Here is a 19960-nt window from a genome sequence, read left to right on the forward strand (position 1 = left end):
CCCGCTGAGCCCCGCGCCCCAGAGGGGCGCGGGCCGTACCGAATGTGCGGCTGCCGCCGCGTGGGCGCGACCAGCCCCCGACGGCCCGCAGCTCTGATCCGGCCTTCCCAGCGGAGCGTTCGCGCTGACTTACGAACCGGACTTGCGCTTGTTCCACACGTCGAAGCCGACCGCCGCCAACAGGGCGAAGCCCTTGATGACCTGCTGCCAGTCGGTGCCGACGCTGAGGAGGTTCATGCCGTTGTTCAGCACGCCGAGGACGAGACCGCCGATGATCGCGCCGAGGACGGTGCCGACACCGCCGCTCATGGACGCACCACCGATGAACGACGAGGCGATCGCCTCGAGTTCGTAGTTCAGGCCCGCCTTCGGCGAGGCCGCGTTGAGGCGGGCGGCGATCGCCAGACCCGCCAGGGCCGCGAGCGCGCCCATGTTCAGGAAGACGTAGAAGGTGACCTTCTTGTCCTTGATGCCGGACAGCTTCGCCGCGGGCAGGTTGCCGCCGATCGCATAGATGTGACGGCCGAAGACGGCGTTGCGCATGACGTAGGTGTAGGCGACCACCAGGACGCCGAGGATGATCAGCACGATCGGGGCGCCCTTGTAACTGGCGAGCAGCATCGTCAGGGTGAGGATCGCGGCGACCAGGGCGACCAGCTTGAGCAGGAAGAGGCGGCCGGGCAGCACCTCGAGCGCGAACTCCTGCTGGCGGCGCCGGTCCTGGACCTCCTGCCACACCACGGCGACGATCAGGACGAGGCCGAGGAGCAGCGTGAGGTTGTGGTAGTTGGTGTTCGGGCCGACCTCGGGCAGGAAGCCGTTGCCCATCTTCTGCACACCGTCGGGGAAGGGGCCGAGGGTCTGGCCCTTGAGCAGGATCTCCGTGAAGCCGCGGAAGATCAGCATCCCGGCGAGGGTGACGATGAACGAGGGTATGCCGAGGTACGCGATGAAGAACCCCTGCGCCGCGCCCGCCGCCGCGCCGGCCAGCAGACACAGCACCACGGCGATCGGCCAGGGCACACTGTGCTCCACCGTCAGCAGTGCCGCGAACGCGCCCACGAAGGCGGTCAGCGAGCCGACCGACAGGTCGATGTGACCCGCGATGATCACCAGCATCATGCCGATGGCCAGGATCAGGACGTAGGCGTTCTGCAGCACCAGGTTGGAGACGTTGTGCGGCAGCAGCAGGTCGCCGTCGGTCCAGACCGCGAAGAGCAGGACGATCAGGCCGAGCGCGAGCAGCATGCCGTACTGGCGCATGTTCGCGCGCAGCCCGTCCAGCATCAGCTGGAGCAGGCCCTCGCCGGTGCCCGATCCGCCCTTGCCCGGCGGCGCGGAGGCCGGGATCTTGTCGGTCACGTCGGTGCTCATCGCGTTACCTCTTTGTCCTTCGTCATATGGCGCATCAGCACTTCCTGCGTGGCCTCGGCCCGCGGCACCTCACCGGTCAGCCGTCCCGCGGCCATCGTGTAGATGCGGTCGCACATGCCGAGCAGCTCGGGCAGCTCGGAGGAGATGAAGACGACCGCCTTGCCCTGGGCGGCCAGCTGGTCGATGACCGTGTAGATCTCGTACTTGGCACCCACGTCGATGCCGCGCGTGGGCTCGTCCAGGATCAGCACGTCCGGACCCGAGAAGATCCACTTGCTGAGGACGACCTTCTGCTGGTTGCCGCCGGACAGCTTGCCCACCGGCTCGAAGACGGTCGGTGCCTTGATGTTCATGGACTTGCGGAAGCCCTCGGAGACCTGCCGCTCCTCGTGCTCGTCGACGACGCCCCGCTTGGCGACCTTCTTCAGCGCGGTCAGCGAGATGTTGCGGTTGATGGTGTCGATGAGGTTGAGGCCGTAGTGCTTGCGGTCCTCGGTGACGTACGCGATGCCGTGGCCGACCGCCTCCGCGACGGTCTTCGTACGGATCTCCTCGCCGTTCTTGAGGACCGTGCCGCCCGCGTACCGGCCGTAGGCCCGCCCGAAGACGCTCATCGCGAGCTCGGTGCGGCCGGCGCCCATCAGGCCCGCGATGCCGACGATCTCCCCGCGGCGCACGTTGACCGACACGTCGTCGACCACCTTGCGCTCCTGGTCGATCGGGTGGCGCACGGTCCAGTTGCGGATCTCGAGCGCCGGGGCGGCGCCCTCCTCCGCCTCGTGCGGAGTGCGCTCGGGGAAGCGGTGGTCCAGGTCGCGGCCCACCATGCCGGAGATGATCCGCTCCTCGGTCATCTCCTTCGCCTTCACGTCGAGCGTCTCGATGGAGTGCCCGTCGCGGATGATCGTCACCGAGTCGGCGACCCGGCGGATCTCGTTGAGCTTGTGGGAGATGATGATCGAGGTGATGCCCTGCTTCTTCAGCTCCAGGATGAGATCGAGGAGTTTGCCGCTGTCCTCGTCGTTCAGGGCCGCCGTCGGCTCGTCGAGGATGAGCAGCTTCACCGACTTCGACAGCGCCTTGGCGATCTCCACGAGCTGCTGCTTGCCGACGCCGATGTCGGCGACCCGGGTCTCCGGGTGCTCGTCGAGCCCGACCCGGCGCAGCAGTTCGGTGGCGTGCCTGAGGGTCCTGTTCCAGTTGATGAAGCCGCGCGCGGCATGCTCGTTGCCGAGGAAGATGTTCTCCGCGATGGAGAGGTACGGCACCAGTGCCAGCTCCTGGTGGATGATGACGATGCCGTGCTGCTCGCTCGCCCGGATGTCCTTGAAGCGGCAGACCTCTCCCTCGAAGAGGATCTCGCCCTCGTAACTGCCGTGCGGATGGACGCCGGAGAGCACCTTCATCAAGGTGGACTTGCCGGCGCCGTTCTCACCACAGATGGCGTGGACCTCGCCCTGACGGACGGTCAGTGTGACGTCCGACAGCGCTTTGACACCGGGAAAGGTCTTGACGATCGAGCGCATTTCCAGGACGGGTCCCGCCATGGTCGTGCCTTCCAATCAGTGTGGGGTCGGTCGGTCGCGGACTACTTCAGCTGGGCGTCGGTGTAGTAACCGGTCTTGACCAGCGCGTCCTCGTAGTTGGTCTTGTCGACGCTGACCGGCTCGAGCAGGTAGGCGGGGACGACCTTGGTGCCGTTGTCGTACGACTTGGTGTCGTTGACCTGCGGCTTCTTGTTGTGGAGGACGTCGTCGACCATCGTCGAGGCGACGTCGGCGAGCTTGCGGATGTCCTTGTAGACGGTCTGCGTCTGCTCACCGGCGATGATCGACTTCACCGAGGCCAGCTCGGCGTCCTGGCCGGTGATGACCGGCAGCGGCTTGCTCTTGGTGCCGTAGCCGTCCGACTTCACGGCGGACAGGATGCCGATGGAGATGCCGTCGTACGGCGACAGGACCGCGTCGACCCGTTCGCTCTTGTAGGAGGAGGTGAGGATGTCGTCCATGCGCTTCTGCGCGGTGGCGCCGTCCCAGCGCAGGGTGGTGACCTTGGTCAGCTCGGTCTGGCCGGAGCGGACGACCAGCTGCTTCTTGTCCATGTACGGCTTCAGGACGCTCATCGCGCCGTTGAAGAAGTACCGGGTGTTGTTGTCGTCGTTGGAGCCCGCGAACAGCTCGATGTTGAACGGGCCCTTCTTGCCGCTGTCCAGGCCGAGCTTGTGCACGATGTAGGTGCCCTGCAGCCTGCCGACCTTCTCGTTGTCGAAGGAGGCGTAGTAGTCGACGTTCTTGGTGCCGAGGATCAGGCGGTCGTAGGAGATGACCGGGATGTCGGCGTCCGCGGCCTCCTGGAGCACGCTGTTCAGGGACTTGTTGTCGATCGCCGCGATGATCAGGCCCTTGACGCCCTGGGTGATCAGGTTCTCGATCTGCGAGACCTGGGTCTCCGGGTCGTCCTCGCCGTAGACCAGCTTGGTCTTGTAGCCCTTGGCCTCGAGGTCCTTGACGACGTTCTTGCCGTCGGCGATCCAGCGCTCGGAGGACTTGGTCGGCATGGCGATGCCTATCGTGCCGCCCTTGGTGCTGCCCCTCTCCTCCTTGCTGCCGCCCTCGCCGCTCTGGCCGCAGGCGGACAGGGTGAGGGCGAGGGATGCGGCTGCGGCTGTCGCGGTGAGTACTGCTCTGCGGTTGCGCATGGTGATCGGTCCCTGTTCTTCTCGTCGTTGAGATGTTCTAGCGAGGTCGGTGAAGCGCCCCGAAGGGGCGCGGGGCTGTATCGATCTGCGGCTCCGCCGCGTGGGCGCGACCAGCTACGGACGGCCCGCAGATTCATCGGCTCATCCCGCGGAGCGCTCGCTCGGGAAGCGGTTGAGCGCGCCGGGCAGCCGGGAGCCGAGCGGCGCCATGTCGCCGTCCGCGCCGTGCCGGGCGAGCAGGTCGAGGGCGAGCCGGCCGCGCCGCACCCGCTCCCGGGCGGTGTCCAGGGTCACGTCCCGCAGGTGGGTGCCCCACGGGTAGATGCCGGGAGCCTTGGACAGGCCGAACTTCAGGTAGAGCGGTGCGCCGCGCCGGATCAGCTCGGCGACCTCGTACATCCGCACGTAGCCGCCGAGGTCGTCGGGAGCCTCGATGTACATGTCCATGGGGGCGCCGGACACCCGGCGGATCTCGGTGAGATGATCCAGCGTCAGATCGCTGGGCACATTGATCGAGTCGGCCCCCAGCCCCTCGTACACCGCATACGAGGCGGGGTTGACCGGTCCGATCAGCGCCGAGACCTTCAGGGTGGTGTCGGCCGGGATGATGCCCTCGCGGCGGGCCCGGTGCAGGGTCCACAGCACGCCCTCGTCGGCGACGAGGAGGCACTTGACGCCCAGCTCGGTGGCCCGGACGGCGTCCTCGACACAGCCGGCCACGGCGTCGTGGCCACGGGCGCGCAGTCCGGCCCCGCGGGAGTCGGTGCGCACCGAGCCGCCGATGTCCCAGGTGCCGCGCGGGCCGGTGAACAGGCAGAGTTCGATGTCACGTTCGCCGGTCGCGTCGACCATCTCGGTGATCTCGGCGTCGGTCAGCATCCACACGCCGCTGCCCTGGCTGATCCGGTGGATCGGCACGTCGAGGCGGGAGGCCTCCTTCAGTACGACCGCCAGCGCCTCGGGACCCTCGCACGAGGGGATCTCGGTGCGCCAGCGGCCGCCGCCCGGGAAGCTGTGGGCGGAGGTGTCGGCGGGGTCGAGGGCGGGCGCGCCCAGGCCGAGTGCGGCGAGCACCTGCTCGCCGGGCCTGCGGGCTGCCGGGGCGGAAGCGTCGGTCACAAGCTGTCCTTCGTGTTCGGTATTTCGGACAAGGTTCGCGTCTCTGGGTGGAAAAAGGCCCTTGTTGTACGCCGGCCGGGGCGCCGTCAGGTCACGCCCCGGCCGGCGTACGGTCAGGGACGGAGCAGCACCTTGCCCACCTTCGGATCGCCGGCTCCCACCAGCTCGATGGCGCGCGGGAACTCGGTCAGCGGCAGCTCGTGCGTGACCAGTGGCAGCGGGCCCAGCAGCCCGGCGCCGAACACCCGCACGGTGTGCGCCCAGGCGTCCGGCGGTGCCCCGAAGACGGTGTGCACCTCCAGCTGCCGTACGACGAGATCGGTCGGGTCGAGCCCCTCGGCGCCCGGCGCCGGGATGCCCGTCAGGACCAGGCGTCCGCCGCGCCTGAGCAGGGCGGCTGCGGTGCGCGCGGCGGACGCGGACCCGGCGGTCTCGATCACCACGTCGAAGTCGTCGGGCAGGTGCTGGTCCCTGAGCCGGAAGTCGCTCGCCCCGAACTGCCGGGACAGCGCCTCCCGGTCGCCCCGGGTGCCCACGACGAGCAGCTCCACCGGCGAGACCGCCTTCAGGAACTGCACGGCGAACATCCCGAGCGTCCCCGTGCCCACCACCGCGACCCGCTCGCCCGGCCGGGCGTTCGCCTTCAGCGCGGCGGCCGCGATGCACGCGGCCGGCTCCAGGAGGGCGGCGGCGGTCAGGTCGGCGTCGTCCGGCAGCGGGTGCAGCAGCCGGGCGGGCAGGGTGAGGGTGGCGGCCATGGCACCCGGCTGGGTGAACCCGGTCTCCTCGTACCCGGCGGTGCACAGCGTGGTCTCGCCCGCGTGGCAGCGGTCGCACACCTGGCAGTTGCGGAAGCCCTCGCCGACGACCTTGCGGCCGGTCAGGCTCTCCGGCACGCCCGCGCCCACCGCGCGCACGGTCCCCGACCACTCGTGGCCGGGCGTGAGCGGATAACGCACGTACCCCTCGGGCCGGTTGCCCTGGTACACCTCGCGGTCGCTGCCGCAGATGCCCACCGCGTGCACGGCGACCAGCGCCTCGCCGGGACCGGGGTCCCGGGGCGTGTGCTCCTCGACGCGGTGCGCGCCCGGCGCCTCGACCAGGACCTGGGAACTCACTTCGAACCCTTCGGCCTGCGCTGCTCCCAGCCCTCGGCCCACAGGTCGAACCGGGCCTGCTGCTGCGGGAACTCGGCGGCCGCGTCGGTGTCCAGCTCGACGCCGAGACCGGGCTCGTCGGAGAGGTGGAAGTAGCCGTCGACGACCTCCGGCGCCCCCTTGACCACCTTCTTGATGTCCGCGTCCGCGAAGTCGTTGAAGTGCTCCAGGACCTTGAAGTTCGGCGAGGTGAAGCCGACCTGGAGCGAGGCGGCGGTCAGCACGGACCCGCCCACGTTGTGCGGGGCGACCAGCATGTAGTGGGTCTCGGCGGTGGCGGCCAGCTTACGGGTCTCCCAGATGCCGCCGATGTGGCCGACGTCGGGCTGGAGGATGTCCGCGGCCTGGCTCTCGAACAGCTCGCGGAACTCGATCCGGTCGTGGATGCGTTCACCGGTGGCGACCGGGATGTCCACCTTGGCCGCGACCTTCTCCAGCGCCTTCAGGTTCTCCGGCGGCACCGGCTCCTCCAGCCAGGCCGGCTTGAACGGCGCCAGCTCGTGGGCGAGCCGGACGGCGGTGGCGGGGGAGAAGCGGCCGTGCATCTCCAGCATCAGCTCGGCGTCCGGGCCGATGGCGTCGCGCACGGCCTCGATGAGCGAGACGGCGTACAGGGTCTGTTCGTGGTCCAGCTCGTAGTGCCCGGTGCCGAACGGGTCGATCTTGAGCGCCTTGTACCCGCGCTCCATCACCCCCTGGGCGGCCTTGTGGTACGCCTCGGGCGTTCGCTCGGTCGTGTACCACCCGTTGGCGTACGCCTTGACCCTGTCGGTGACCTTGCCGCCCAGCAGCTGCCACACCGGCACACCGAGGGCCTTGCCCTTGATGTCCCAGCACGCCATCTCCACGACCGCGATGCCGGACATGACGATCTCGCCGGCCCGGCCGTAGTCGCCGTACTTCATGCGGCGGACGAGGTCCTCGACAGCGAACGGGTCGGATCCGAGAATGTGGTTGGCCTCGGCCTCCCGCAGATAGCCGATCAGCGCGTCGGTGTGACCGAGCATCCGGGTCTCGCCGACTCCCGTGACCCCTTCGTCGGTGTGCACCTGGACGTAGGTCAGGTTGCGCCACGGCGTCCCGACCACGTGTGTGCTGATTCCGGTGATGCGCACGGCAGTTGCCCTTCAGCTGTTCGATATTTCGTCACGCGTTCGAAATGCTGGCGTGACAGTAAGGACGGCGCGGCGAGGGTGTCAATGGGTCGAACGGGTAACGGTTTCGGCAAGACTTTCGAGAACCTTTTCGGTCCCGCACAAAACCTTCACAGCGGCGCCTAGGAACGTGACCGATAGGGAATCTAGTCTTCCGGCGTCATGGACTTCTGCCACCCGTGCCAACGGCACCTCAACGGCGCCCTGGCCTGCCCTGGGTGCGGCGCGCCGGCGCCCTCCCTCGCCGCACACGGACACGCGGGCGCGACGGCGGGTCCGTACCGTCAGGAAACCTTCACGAGTGCAGCGGCCCAGCAGTACCCCGCGCAGGCCGCCTACTACCCCCATGAGTCCCCGCGCGTGCCCACGCAGTTCGGTGCGACGGAGGCGGCGGACGCCTACGCGAGCACCGACGAGTACGCGTACGACGGCTCGGACGGCCGCACCGGCCCGGACGAGCACACCGGCCGGGACGCCCCCGAAGACGTTCATGACGAGGCGCACGGCGGCGACGACGACGCCGACGACGCCTCCGGCAGCTCCGGTGAAGCCGGGGGCCGCGCAGCCCGGCGCCAGTCGCGCGGCCGGGGCCGTGGTGGACCCACGGGCGGCGACGCGGACAGCGGCCCCGGCGCCGTCGACGCCAGCCGTCGCGATCGCAAGGCCGCCGCGCACCGGCGCCGCCGCCGTCGTACCGTCCTCATCGCCGCCGGCCTCGTGCTGGCGGCCGGCGGCCTCAGCGTCGCCGAACTCGGCACGGACGCCCCCTTCTCCCCGTTCTCCAGCGACGAGCCGGCCGCGTCGGCGGACACGTCCGCGGACGGCGGCACCTCCTCCGCGTCCCCGGACCGCACGGCGAACCCCCTCGAGGGCACCTCGGGCGCCGCGGGGAAGGCGGGCGCCTCCGCATCCCCGGACGCCTCGGCCTCGGCCTCCGCCTCCAAGTCCCCCAAGGACAAGGCGTCCGATTCCCCGTCCGCCACGGACCAGGCGGAACAGTCTTCGGCGTCTGGCGCGGGCAAGCCTTCCACGGCGCCGACCGCCACGGCCACCTCCCGTCCGGCGTCCACCCCCACGACCGCCCCGACGACCGCGGTCCCGACCCCGGCGCCCTCGCCGACGAAGACGTGCAACCGCTTCCTGTGGTGGTGCACGTAGACGGCCGCTTCCGGCGCGCGCCGCACGGCTTGACCCTCCCCTGATTCCTCCTGCGATCCCTCCCCCTGCTCCCTCACCGGAACACCCCCTGTCACGCACTGCCCCGTGCCATCGGCCATCCGGGGTATCGATGACACCAACACGCCTCCGAGGCGGTTGAGTCGGACAGGTATGTCTCGCCGTACACGATCTAGGGAACGCGCGACGGCGGAACGGGCGTCGTACACAGGGGGAGCAGCGAGCAGCGGCTCAGTGGAGGAGAGCGGATGACGCAGGGGACCACCGTGCACGGCACGGTCGCCGAGGGATTCGAAGCGGTGCGCGCGGAGTTCGCCGCCTTCGTCGCCGGGGAACGGGACGACTACGAGGGCCAGTTGTGCGCCTACGTCCACGGCCGGCGGGTCGTCGACCTGTGGGCGGGCGAGGGCGCCGACGGGGACTCGCTGTACGGCGTGTTCTCGTCCACCAAGGGTGCCGCCCATCTCGTCGTGGCCCTGCTCGTGCAGGAGGGCACGCTGGAGCTTGACCGCAAAGTCACCTACTACTGGCCGGAGTTCGGTGCCGAGGGCAAGGGCGCGCTGACCCTGCGCGACGTGCTCGCGCACCGCGCGGGCCTGGTCGGCACCGACACCGGCTTCAGCGCGGCCGAGCTGGCCGACGACCGTGCGCTGGCCGAACGTCTCGCCGACCAGCGGCCGTTCTGGCGGCCGGGCACGGCCTTCGGTTACCACGCGCTGGTCATCGGCGCGCTGACCGGCGAGATCGTCCGGCGCGCGACGGGCCGCACGATCCAGGAGCTGTACGAGGAGCGGGTGCGCGCCCCCTACGCCCTGGACTTCCACCTGGGCCTGCCGGTCTCCCGCGAGTCCCGTTTCCGCACGGTCCAGCCGATGCTGCCGACCCCCGAGCAGCAGGCGGTGCTCGACGGGCTGTCCTCCGGACCGCACAGCCTCTCCGCGATCGCCTTCAACCGGCACACGTCCGAGCCGACCGACCTGGTCGCCCTGCCGAACGAGCGCGGCGTCCGCGCCAAGGGCCCGGCCTCGGTGGGCGGTGTCGCCTCGGCGCGCGGCCTGGCCGGGATGTACGCGGCGATGATCAGCGAGGTCGACGGCAAGGCGCCGCTGCTGAAGGAGGACACGGTCGCGGAGTTCGGCCAGCTGCACTCCGTCGGGTACGACCTGGTGGCCCGCACCCACAAGTCGTACGGGCTCGGCTTCCAGGCCACGGCCGACACCTGGTACCCGTTCCTGGGCGCCGGCGCGATCGGCCACAGCGGAGCAGCAGGCTCACAGGCCTTCGCGGACCCCCGCAGCGGCCTGGCATACGGCTACACACGCAGACGGTTCGCATTTCCAGGAGGCGCGGCGCCGGAGAACGAAAAGTTGGTGGCGGCACTACACCGGGCGGCGCTGACTCCCTGAGGGGCGCGGGGTCGTATCGATAGGCGGCTCCGCCGCGTGGGCGCGACCAGCCACGACGCACCCGCACCCTGACTCTCACCGCACCCGGCAGACGCCACCCGCGCCAAAGACAGCGCAGCGCAGCCGCATCCCACGTCCAAGGATGCGGCTGCCGTTGTGCGCAACGACGGTTCTCAGACCAGCGTCACGGTGATGTTGCCGCGAATCGCCTTCGAGTAGGGGCACACCTGGTGCGCCTTCTCGATCAGCTCCCGCGCGGCACTCTCCTCGACGTTCGGGATGTTCGCGGAGATCTCCACGATGATCCCGAATCCGTCCTCGTTCCGCCCGATCCCCACCTTCGCGGTGACGGTCGAGCCGGAGACGTCGGCGCCCTCCTGCCGGGCGACCACGCCGAGCGCGCCCTGGAAGCAGGCGCTGTACCCGGCGGCGAACAGCTGCTCGGGGTTGGTGCCGGCGCCGTTGCCGCCCATCTCCTTGGGCGGGTTCACGACGACGTCGAGCTTGCCGTCGTCGGTGGCGACCCGGCCGTCGCGGCCGTTCTCCGCGGTGGCGACGGCGGTGTACAGGACGTCGGAACGACTGATGGGGCTGCTGGGCATGCGGTTGTCTTCCTCCTCGGTCCGCCGTGACTCGCGCCCACGATCGACGGCAGATTTCGGAAAGAAGTTACCGCATGCCGGAAAGCTCGGGCTAGGGGTCCGGGCTTGTCAGAGCTTGACGATCATCTTGCCGGTGTTGTCGCCGCGCAGGACCCCGAGGAACGCCTCCAGGTTGTTCTCGATGCCCTCGACGACCGTCTCGCGGTACTTCAGCTGCCCCGAGGCCACCCAGGGGCCGACCTCGGCCACGAACTGCGGCTGCAGGTCGTAGTGGTCGCCGACCAGGAAGCCCTCGATACGGCCGCGGGTCTGGATCAGCCGGGCGAGGTTCCTCGGGCCGGGGGCGGGCTCGGTGTTGTTGTAGACGGAGATCATGCCGCAGACCGCGATCCGGCCGCCCTCGTTGAGCGAGCCGATGGCCGCCTCCAGGTGGTCGCCGCCGACGTTGTCGAAGTAGACGTCGATGCCGTCGGGGGCGGCCTCGCGCAGCTGCTCGGCCACCGGGCCGTTCTTGTAGTTGAAGGCGGCGTCGAAGCCGTACTCCTCCACCAGCAGCTTGACCTTCTCGTCGGAACCGGCCGAGCCGATGACCCGCGAGGCGCCCTTGAGCTTGGCGATCTGCCCGACCTGGCTGCCCACGGCACCCGCGGCGCCGGACACGAACACGACGTCGCCCTCCTTGAGGGAGGCGGTGCGCAGCAGGCCGGCGTAGGCGGTCAGGCCGGTCATGCCGAGCACGCCGAGGTACGTCGACAGCGGCGCGGCCGCGGGGTCGACCTTGACGGCGTGTTTCGCGTCCAGGGCCGCGTACTCGCGCCAGCCGAAGAAGTGCAGGAGGTGGTCGCCGACCGCGACGCCCTCGGCGTTGGAGGCGACGACCTCGCCGACCGCGCCGCCCTGCATGACCTTGCCCAGCTCGAAGGGGGCGGCGTACGACTTCGCGGCACTCATCCGGCCGCGCATGTACGGGTCCACGGACAGGTACTTGTTCCGTACCAGCACCTGGCCCTCACCCGGCGTCGGGACCTCCGTCTCGACCAGGGCGAAGTCCTCGGGCTTCGGCCAGCCGACCGGGCGGCTGAGCAGGTGCCATTCGCGGTTGATCATGACAGTGCCTTTCGAGATTTACTTCAGTATCTGAAACAATCATGCGCCTGAATATTTCAGAATGTCAAGCAACCGAGTATCCTGGGGACCATGTCCACCCCAGAGAAGACCCGCCGCCCCGACGCCGTGACCATGGAGGTCGTCGAGCTGATCGGGGACGTCGTGGCCCGCTTCTACGCGGACTACGAGCTGGCGGCGGGCGAGCACGCGCTGACCGGTCCGCAGGCGCGCCTGCTCGGCCTGCTGTCGCTGGAGCCGCTGCCGATGCGCAAGCTGGCCCAGAAGCTGAAGTGTGAGCCGTCGAACGTGACCGGGATCGTGGACCGCCTGGAGGCGCGCGGCCTGGTGGCGCGCCGGCCCGACCCCGCCGACCGCCGGGTGAAGCTGGCCGCCCCCACCGACGAGGGCCTCCGGGTCGCCCGCGACCTGCGCGAGGGCCTGCGCTTCGCCCGCGAGCCCCTGGCCGGCCTCACCGACGAGGAACGAAGCTCCCTGAGGGACCTGCTGCGCCGCATGCTGGACGCCTAGGGGGTTTCGCCCGCAGGCCCGGACAAGGTCATGAACAAGCAAACGGCGTCCCCCGATAGGGTTTCCCCATGCGCGATCTCGGGGTGGGTTTCGGTTATCTCCTCAAAGGCCAGCGGTGGGTGGGCCGGCACGGCAGGCAGTACGGCATCGGCCTGCTGCCCGGCCTGATCGCGCTGGTCCTGTACGCGGCGGCGCTGGTCGCGCTCGCCGTGTGGGGCGAGAGCGGCGTCGCCTGGGCGACCCCGTTCGCGGACGACTGGTCGAGCCCCTGGCAGGGTCTGTTTCGCGGCTTCCTCACGGTCGTCCTCTTCGCGCTCGGCCTGCTGCTGGCCGTCCTCACCTTCACGGCCGTCACCCTGCTGATCGGCCAGCCCTTCTACGAGAACCTGTCGGAGAAGGTCGACGAGGACGTCTCGCCCGACGGCACCGCGCCCCGCTCCGGCCTCCCGCTCTGGCGCGAGCTGTGGATCTCGGCCCGCGACAGCCTGCGGATCCTGGTCCGGGCCATGCTGTGGGGCGTCCTCCTCTTCGGTCTCGGTTTCCTGCCCGTGGTCGGCCAGACGGTCGTCCCGGTGCTCGGCTTCTTCGTCACCGGTTTCTTCCTCACCGAGGAACTGACCGCCGTGGCCCTCCAGCGCCGCGGGGTCGAACTCCGCGCCCGCCTCACTCTGCTCCGCTCCCGCAAGAGCCTGGTCTGGGGCTTCGGCACACCCCTCGGCCTGGCCTTCCTGGTCCCGTTCGTCGCGGTGTTCCTGATGCCGGGCGCGGTCGCCGGCGCCACGCTCCTCGCCCGTGACCTGCTGGGCGAGGAGAGCGCCGAGGAGGAGGACGCCGAGGACGGCGAGCGGGTCACCTCCTGAACGTGGCCTGTGCCGCCACCGTCACGATCGACCGCACCTGCGCGATGATGTCCAGCCGGTTCCGGACGAACTCCGGGTCGGTCACGGTGCCCGTCGCCGGGTCGGTGTTGCCCGCCCCGAACTGCAGCACGGGCGTGTGCACATGGCCGCCCGGCAGCGTGTCGTGCAGGCCCAGCCGGTCCCGGAGCAGGGTCGCGCGGTAGGCGATCTCGTTGGAGAGGTAGTCGCCGCCGCCGCCCGCACGGGCCGTGGAGCCGGCGGTCGGGCCGTCCGGCCGTACGACGGGATCGGTGCCGCCCGCCGGGATTTCGGTCACCTCCGTGTGGTCGTACACCGGGAACCGGCCCGTGTCCGCGGCCGTGATGGCGGCGTACGGCAGGGTCGTCGTCGTCCACTGGGGCTGTGTGGCCGGATCGCTGACGGGGACGGTCCCGGTGCGGGAGGCGTTGTCGTTGTCCGGGAAGCCGCCCCGCCAGGCTCCGTTGCTGCGCTCGATGTCGAACCGCCCGACCCGGCCCTGGCTCACGGTCGTGAACAGGTCGGCCTTCGGCAGGCAGGGCCGGAGCGTCCGCTCCACCGTGCCGTCCGCGAAGTCCTGCCAGCGCACCGGGAACACGGCCGTCTCCACCCGGGCCGGACCCTCGGCCGTCTCGATCACCGTGCCGTCCAGCGCCAGCGCGCTCGCCCCGGAGGGGTTGGAGATACGGATGTCCCGGTCGAGCGTGAAGGGGTCGAAACCGGTGAGGAGGATGCGCCTGACGTGCGGCTGCCCGGAACAGCGGATGTCGGTCTCACCGCGTGAGGTGCGCTCCAACTGCTCCAGCAGGGCGGAACGCTGGGCGTCGTCGAGGCCGAACTCCGGCTCCCAGGTGCGTACTTCCCGGGTCAGTCCGAGGCGCGCCCAGTACAGCGGCCGGTCGTCGTCCCGGCTCAGATCGCCGTCCGCAGGACCCCGCCCCTGTGCCCGCTCCACGGCCCGCCGCCACAGCGCGGACCCCTCGTGCACGACGATGCGCCGGGCCTGCGTGTAGGAGTGCGCGCCCGCCAGGGCGTCGGCGAACTCCGGTGCCACGCCGTCGAATCCGGAGCGGCGCAGGATCTCCTGCGGTACGGCCGCCGTGAGCCGCTGCTCCTCGACGGTGGGGGAGGGGGCGGCTGCCTGGGTGGCGCAGGCCGTCGTCGCGGGGGTCGACAGCCCGGCCAGCAGGGCCATGCCGAGCACGGCGGTCCGTATACGTAACGAGGTCACGGCAGTTGGAGTCCTTCCGTCGCTGCGGGACGCGTGGTGCGGCGGAAGTATCGCGTGCGGGGAGTGGTCTACGCCATGGTGCGAAAGGGAAAACGGTTCCTCACTCCACCGGTTCGCCCAGCAGGTGCAGGAAGTCGCGGAACGCTCCCGGCATGTCGACCGAGTCCGGGTCCAGCAGCCACTGGTACTGGAGGCCGTCCATCACCGCGATGAGCAGTGGGGCGGTGCGCTCGGGAGTGAGCCCGCTGGGCAGCCGGTCGCCGTACTCGGCGCGCAGGACCGCCGTCATGTTCTCGCGGACCTGGACGTAGCGCTCGGTGAAGTAGGAGCGCGCCGGGTGGCCCTCCGTCACGCTCTCGCCGAGCAGTGCGGAGAAGGTCTGGATGATGGCCGGGCGCATCGCGTTGTACTCGACCAGCGAGGCCAGCAGGTCGACCCGCCACCGGGTGTCCGGCACCGCGTCCCACCGGTCCCGCTCCTGGAGCACGGCCACCAGCAGGGCGTCCTTCGTCGGGAAGTAGTGCAGCAGCCCCTGCTGGGTCAGCCCGACCCGCTCGGCCACCGCGGCCAGACTCGCCCCCCGGTAGCCGCGCTCGGCGATCACCTCCAGGGCCGCCCCCACGATCTCCGAGCGCCGCTCCTCGCTCCTGACCCTCGCGTTCATGACGTCACCGTACGACATCCCCACCTCGTGAACATAACGGCAAGATAACAAAACCTACCGCTCTACAGGTAACGGATGCAGGATGAGAGGGACCCAAGGCACTCAGCGAGGAGGCACCGCCGTGGCGGAGACGGACAAGGCGCGAGCAGACGAGGCCCGCGAGACGGCCGTGGAGGCCGCGCTCGCACGGCTCGACCTCGACGCCAAGGCACGGCTGCTGGCCGGGCAGGACATGTGGACCCTGCCCGCCCTGCCGGAGATCGGCCTGAAGTCCCTCGTCATGTCCGACGGCCCGATCGGCGTCCGGGGCGTGCGCTGGACCGCCGACGACCCGTCCGTCGCCCTGCCCTCGCCGACCGCGCTCGCCGCCACCTGGGACCCGGACCTCGCCCGCCGCGCAGGCGTGCTGCTCGCCCAGGAGGCCCGCCGCAAGGGCGTCCACGTGCTGCTGGCGCCGACCGTGAACCTGCACCGCTCCCCGCTCGGCGGCCGCCACTTCGAGGCGTACAGCGAGGACCCGTACCTGACCGGCGAGATCGGCTCCGGCTATGTGACCGGCGTCCAGTCCGGCGGCGTCGGCGCCACCGTCAAGCATTTCGTCGCCAACGACGCCGAGAGCGACCGCTTCACCGTGAACAACCTGGTCTCCGAACGCGCCCTGCGCGAGCTGTACCTGGCCCCCTTCGAGGCGATCGTCGCGAACGCCCACCCCTGGGGGATCATGACCGCCTACAACCAGGTCAACGGCACGACGATGACCGAGCACCACCACCTGGTGAACGAAGTCCTGCGCGGCGAGTGGGGCTTCGACGGCTGCAACGTCTCCGACTGGATGGCCGCCCGCGACACCGTCGGCGACATCGAGGGCGGCCTCGACGTCGCCATGCCCGGCCCCGAGACCGTCTACGGCGAGGCCCTCGCCCGGGCCGTCCGGGACGGCCGGGTCGCCGAGGCCACCGTCGACGCGGCCGTACGCCGGGTGCTGCGCCTCGCGGCCCGCGTCGGCATCCTGGACGGCGCCGAACCCGTCGTCGCCGAGCCGCCCGCGCCGGTCGACGGCGAGGCACTGGCCCGCGAGATCGCCCGCCGCTCGTTCGTCCTCGTGCGCAACGAGAACGGCGCACTCCCGCTGAAGGCCGGCACGGTCGCCCTGATCGGCGCCGCCGCCCGCGACGCCCGCGTCCTCGGCGGCGGCTCCGCCACCGTCTTCCCCGCCCGAATCGTCTCCCCGCTCGACGGTCTCACCGCCGCCCTCCCCGAGGGCGCCCTCACCTGCGCCGTCGGCGCCGACCCGGCCACCGAACTCGCCCCCGCCGGCCAGGGCTTCGCGCTCCGCGCGGTCTGCCGCGACACCGACGGCGGCGTCATCGGCACGGGCACCGCCCCGGGCGGCCAGATCCAGTGGATGGGCGCCGACCTCCCCGAGGGCGTCACGCACGAGACCCTCCACACCGTCGAGCTGACCGGCACGTTCACCCCGCGCGAGTCCGGCCCGCACACCTTCGGCATCAAGGGCATGGGCGCCTTCACCCTCGTCATCGACGGGACGACGTACTACGACGACGTCCAGCGCCCCGAGAGCGAGGACCCCTTCGAGACCCTCTTCGCGGCCCCGGCGCCCCGCGCCCAGGCCGAACTCGTCGCGGGCGAAACGGTCGACGTGTCCCTGACCTACGTCGTCCGGTTCCCCGAGAACATCCCCATGAAGGTCGTCACCTTCGGCCTCGCCCACTCCGGCCCCCGGCGCGACCCCGACGAGCTGATCGCCGAGGCCGTCGAGGCCGCCCGCGGTGCCGGCACGGCCGTCGTCATGGTCGCCACCACCGACCGCGTCGAGTCCGAGGGCTTCGACCGCACCGACCTGCGCCTCCCCGGACGCCAGGACGACCTGGTCCGCGCCGTCGCCGCCGCCAACCCGAACACCGTCGTGATCGTCAACTCCGGCTCACCGGTCGAACTGCCCTGGCGCGACGAGGTCGCCGCCGTGCTGCTGACCTGGTTCCCCGGCCAGGAGGGCGGAGCCGCCCTCGCCGACGTGCTGACCGGCGCCCACGAGCCCGGCGGCCGCCTCCCCACCACCTGGGGCTCCCTCACCGACGCCCCCGTCACCCAGGTCGTCCCCACCGACGGCGAACTGTCCTACACCGAGGACCTGCTCATCGGCTACCGCGCCTGGGAGAAGGCCGGACGCACCCCGTCGTACCCCTTCGGCCACGGCCTCGGCTACACCGACTGGGCCTACGAAGCCCTGGAGACGGACGGCACCACCGCCCGCATCCGGCTGCGCAACACCGGCGAACGGCCCGGCCGCGAGGTAGTCCAGGTCTATGTCGCCCCGGCCGAGCCCGGCCCCCGGCGCCCGGCACGCTTCCTGGCCGGATTCGCGGGTGCCGAGGCCGGACCCGGCGAGAGCGTCGAGGTGAGCGTCGAACTGCCCCGGCGCGCCTTCGAGGTCTGGGACGACACGACGAAGGCCTGGGCATTTGTGAAGGGTTCGTACGAGATCACCGTCGCCCGCTCGATCGCCGACCACAAGCTCGCCGCGCCGATTAACGTCTGATCCGGGACAGTCCCCACACACCGGGGACAAAGCCCCCCACGAGCCGCCCCGGTCCGGGACCTGACCCCTGGACCGGGGCAATCGTGCCTGCCCCCTAGGGGGTTTCGTTCGGATCGGCCCGGGTCCGCGGCGTCCGGCACGGCACCTCGCCGCGTTGTCGGACCACCCGGGTACGCCCAGTACGCGGGTGCTCCTCCGCCTTGCGATGCACCGCACCGGACGCCGCGGCCTGATCCGGCCTGATCCAAACGAAACCCCCTAGCCCTGCACGCCGAAGCCGTACACCGTCTCCGAGCGGAAGACCCGGCCCGGCCGCAGTTCGGTGCTCGGAAAGTCCGGGTGGTTCGGGGAGTCCGGGAAGTGCTGGGTCTCCAGGGCGATGCCGTCGCCGGGGGCGAAGGGGGCCGCGAGGTGGTCGGCGGTGTAGAGCTGCAGGCCCGGCTCGGTCGTGGCCACGGTGAGCACCCGGCCCGACGCCGGGTCGTACAGCTCGGCCACCTCCTCGGCCGCCTCGGTCACGCCCTTGTCCAGCACGAAGTTGTGGTCGTAGCCGGAGCCCACCTTGCGGGCCGCACGGAAGTCGAAGCGGGAGCAGGAGACGTCCGCCAGCTCCCCGGTGGGAATCAGGTCGCCGTCCACCGGGGTGTACCGGGAGGCGGCCAGCCGCAGTTCGTGCCCGCCCGCGTGGCCGGAGCCGCTCAGGTTCCAGTACGTGTGATTGGTGAGGTTGACGACGGTCGGCGCGTCCGTGACGGCCTCGTAGGCGATCCGCAGCGCGCCGGACGCGTCCAGCGTGTACGTGGCCGTCACCTCCAGCCGGCCCGGGAACCCCTCCTCGCCGTGCGGGCTCACCCGGCTCAGCCGCAGCCCGTCCTCGACCGGCTCGGCCTCCCACACCCGCTTGTCGAACCCCTGTGAGCCGCCGTGCAGCGAGTTGGGGCCGCTGTTCTGCTCCAGCGCGTACGTGCAGCCGTCCAGCGGGAAGCGGCCGCCCGCGATGCGGTTGGCGTACCGGCCGACCAGAGCGCCCAGAAACGGCTCCGGATGCTCCCGGTAGCCGTCGAGCCCCGGGAACCCCAGCACCACGTCCGCCGTACGCCCTCCCCCACTCTCGGCTTCGCTCGAGCGGGGGGGACCCCCATCGGTCCGGGACCTCGACCGACTGCACGATCCCGCCGTACGACAACACCCGCACCCGCACCCCGGCCCGCTCCAGCGTCCAACGGTGCACCGGCGTGCCGTCGGAAAGTGTGCCGAAAAGTTCGCTCATGTGGGAAACCCTAGGTCACGGCCGCTCCGCGGTCACCGTGCGGTAGGCGATCTCGGCGAGCCGTGCCTGGCCGTTCCGGCTCGGGTGGAACCAGTCCCAGTGGCTGAGCTGTTCCGTGTCGAAGCGGTAGTCGAAGACCGCGTTCCGGTCGAAGCGGCAGCGGCGGTCCTTCGCGCACACGTCCTTCAGCACCGCGTTGTAGGCCTCCACCCGCTTCTGCACCTTGTCCCGGCGCAGCGTGGCCCGGACGGTCAGGTCGTCCGCGTCCCCCAGCATCGACGGGCAGATGCCCAGCTTCCAGACCTGCTTGCCCAGGGGGTTCGTCCGGCCCTGCGACCACAGCCGCTTCAGGTTCGGCACGCTCGCCACGTACACCTGCGTCTTCGGCAGCGCCGCGCGCAGGGTGGCCAGCGACTCCTCGAAGTCCGTGCGGAAGGAGGCCACCGAGGTCATCGCCCGGGCCGACGAGCGGCACGCGTCGTTCGCGCCGATCATCACCGTCACCAGCTGGGGGGCGCGGGTGGCCGCCTGGGCCACCTGCTCCGGCAGGTCGGACATCCGGGCACCGGTCACCGCGTAGTTCCAGCTGCGCTCCGCCGCCCCTGTCACCCCCAGCAGCCGCACCGCCAGGCTGTCCACCGTGGCGTCGCTGCCCGTCGCCCACGACACCTCGGGGCAGTCGGAGAGCACCGTGCACGCGTCGAACCCGCGGGTGATGGAGTCACCGACCGCGGCGATCGAGTCCGGGCTGCGGTTCCACACCGGTGTGGGCCGGGGCGAGGGACGGGACACGCTCGCCCCGGAATCCTTCGTACCGTCACCGCCACCACCGAAGGCGTCACACCCCGCCGTGCTCAGCACGGCCGCCGCCACGACGGCAAGGGCAGCCCGCGCACGGTGCCTTCGCTTCCGCATCCCTGCTGATCCCCTCGCTCGACGTGCAGTGCTCCCTCCCATAACAACGCGCGAGGGTTCCCGGCCCGGGGACCTTGGAACGGCTCACCCCCGTACAAGCGTCCCCATGGGTGAATGGCGG

The 19960-nt window shown here is 70.7% G+C and carries 16 protein-coding genes and 1 pseudogene; 5 read left to right on the forward strand and 12 right to left on the reverse strand.

Annotation, left to right across the window (positions count from 1 at the left end):
* Positions 1 to 129: 129 nt before the first annotated feature.
* From mmsB to FB157_RS27345, 6 genes are all read right to left on the reverse strand, one after another.
* Entirely contained in the window at positions 130 to 1374 is a 1245-nt protein-coding gene (gene mmsB, locus FB157_RS27320) for a multiple monosaccharide ABC transporter permease (protein ID WP_145883311.1), read from the reverse strand.
* Complete coding sequence (mmsA, locus tag FB157_RS27325) at positions 1371 to 2921, reverse strand: multiple monosaccharide ABC transporter ATP-binding protein (protein ID WP_145883312.1); 1551 nt, start codon at positions 2919 to 2921, stop codon at positions 1371 to 1373. The genes mmsB and mmsA overlap by 4 nt, the downstream gene beginning before the upstream one ends.
* A 41-nt stretch (positions 2922 to 2962) precedes the next feature.
* Complete coding sequence (chvE, locus tag FB157_RS27330; protein WP_145883313.1) at positions 2963 to 4072, reverse strand: multiple monosaccharide ABC transporter substrate-binding protein; 1110 nt, start codon at positions 4070 to 4072, stop codon at positions 2963 to 2965.
* Positions 4073 to 4213: 141 nt separating this feature from the next.
* Complete coding sequence (locus FB157_RS27335; RefSeq protein WP_145883314.1) at positions 4214 to 5191, reverse strand: hypothetical protein; 978 nt, start codon at positions 5189 to 5191, stop codon at positions 4214 to 4216.
* Between the two features lie 113 nt (positions 5192 to 5304).
* A complete protein-coding gene (locus FB157_RS27340) occupies positions 5305 to 6309 on the reverse strand; it encodes a zinc-binding dehydrogenase (protein ID WP_145883315.1) in 1005 nt (334 codons plus the stop codon).
* Positions 6306 to 7463, reverse strand: a complete 1158-nt coding sequence (locus tag FB157_RS27345; protein ID WP_145883316.1) for a mandelate racemase/muconate lactonizing enzyme family protein — start codon at positions 7461 to 7463, stop codon at positions 6306 to 6308. The genes FB157_RS27340 and FB157_RS27345 overlap by 4 nt, the downstream gene beginning before the upstream one ends.
* 201 nt (positions 7464 to 7664) lie before the next feature.
* Between FB157_RS27345 and FB157_RS27350 the strand changes: the two genes are divergently transcribed.
* Complete coding sequence (locus FB157_RS27350) at positions 7665 to 8660, forward strand: hypothetical protein (RefSeq protein ID WP_145883317.1); 996 nt, start codon at positions 7665 to 7667, stop codon at positions 8658 to 8660.
* 266 nt (positions 8661 to 8926) lie between these two features.
* Positions 8927 to 10084, forward strand: coding sequence for a serine hydrolase domain-containing protein (locus FB157_RS27355; RefSeq protein ID WP_145883318.1), 1158 nt, complete (start codon positions 8927 to 8929; stop codon positions 10082 to 10084).
* 173 nt (positions 10085 to 10257) lie between these two features.
* On the opposite strand, the gene FB157_RS27360 is transcribed toward FB157_RS27355, so the two are convergent.
* Both FB157_RS27360 and FB157_RS27365 read right to left on the reverse strand, forming a co-directional pair.
* Entirely contained in the window at positions 10258 to 10686 is a 429-nt protein-coding gene (locus FB157_RS27360) for an organic hydroperoxide resistance protein (RefSeq protein ID WP_145883319.1), read from the reverse strand.
* A gap of 108 nt (positions 10687 to 10794) precedes the next feature.
* The gene (locus FB157_RS27365) at positions 10795 to 11793 is read right to left on the reverse strand and encodes an NADP-dependent oxidoreductase (protein ID WP_145883320.1); all 999 of its coding nucleotides are present in this window, start codon (positions 11791 to 11793) and stop codon (positions 10795 to 10797) included.
* A 90-nt stretch (positions 11794 to 11883) separates the two neighbouring features.
* On the opposite strand from FB157_RS27365, the gene FB157_RS27370 reads away from it, so the two are divergent.
* Both FB157_RS27370 and FB157_RS27375 read left to right on the forward strand, forming a co-directional pair.
* A complete protein-coding gene (locus FB157_RS27370; protein WP_145883321.1) occupies positions 11884 to 12321 on the forward strand; it encodes a MarR family winged helix-turn-helix transcriptional regulator in 438 nt (145 codons plus the stop codon).
* Between the two features lie 68 nt (positions 12322 to 12389).
* A complete protein-coding gene (locus tag FB157_RS27375; RefSeq protein WP_145883322.1) occupies positions 12390 to 13181 on the forward strand; it encodes an EI24 domain-containing protein in 792 nt (263 codons plus the stop codon).
* On the opposite strand, the gene FB157_RS27380 is transcribed toward FB157_RS27375, so the two are convergent.
* Both FB157_RS27380 and FB157_RS27385 read right to left on the reverse strand, forming a co-directional pair.
* Positions 13171 to 14430, reverse strand: coding sequence for a pyroglutamyl peptidase (locus tag FB157_RS27380; protein WP_186581705.1), 1260 nt, complete (start codon positions 14428 to 14430; stop codon positions 13171 to 13173). The two genes, FB157_RS27375 and FB157_RS27380, sit on opposite strands and share 11 nt — an antisense overlap.
* 100 nt (positions 14431 to 14530) lie before the next feature.
* Complete coding sequence (locus FB157_RS27385) at positions 14531 to 15112, reverse strand: TetR/AcrR family transcriptional regulator (protein WP_145883397.1); 582 nt, start codon at positions 15110 to 15112, stop codon at positions 14531 to 14533.
* A gap of 64 nt (positions 15113 to 15176) precedes the next feature.
* On the opposite strand from FB157_RS27385, the gene FB157_RS27390 reads away from it, so the two are divergent.
* On the forward strand, positions 15177 to 17654 hold the full coding sequence (locus FB157_RS27390; protein WP_145883323.1) for a glycoside hydrolase family 3 C-terminal domain-containing protein: 2478 nt from the start codon (positions 15177 to 15179) through the stop codon (positions 17652 to 17654).
* A gap of 258 nt (positions 17655 to 17912) precedes the next feature.
* Here the strand turns inward: FB157_RS27390 and FB157_RS27395 are convergent.
* Both FB157_RS27395 and FB157_RS27400 read right to left on the reverse strand, forming a co-directional pair.
* Positions 17913 to 18924, reverse strand: a pseudogene (locus FB157_RS27395) (aldose epimerase family protein).
* A 15-nt stretch (positions 18925 to 18939) separates the two neighbouring features.
* Positions 18940 to 19839, reverse strand: coding sequence for an SGNH/GDSL hydrolase family protein (locus FB157_RS27400; RefSeq protein ID WP_145883324.1), 900 nt, complete (start codon positions 19837 to 19839; stop codon positions 18940 to 18942).
* Positions 19840 to 19960 lie beyond the last annotated feature (121 nt).

Source organism: Streptomyces sp. BK340 (assembly GCF_007827595.1).
In the GTDB taxonomy this organism is placed as follows: domain Bacteria; phylum Actinomycetota; class Actinomycetes; order Streptomycetales; family Streptomycetaceae; genus Streptomyces.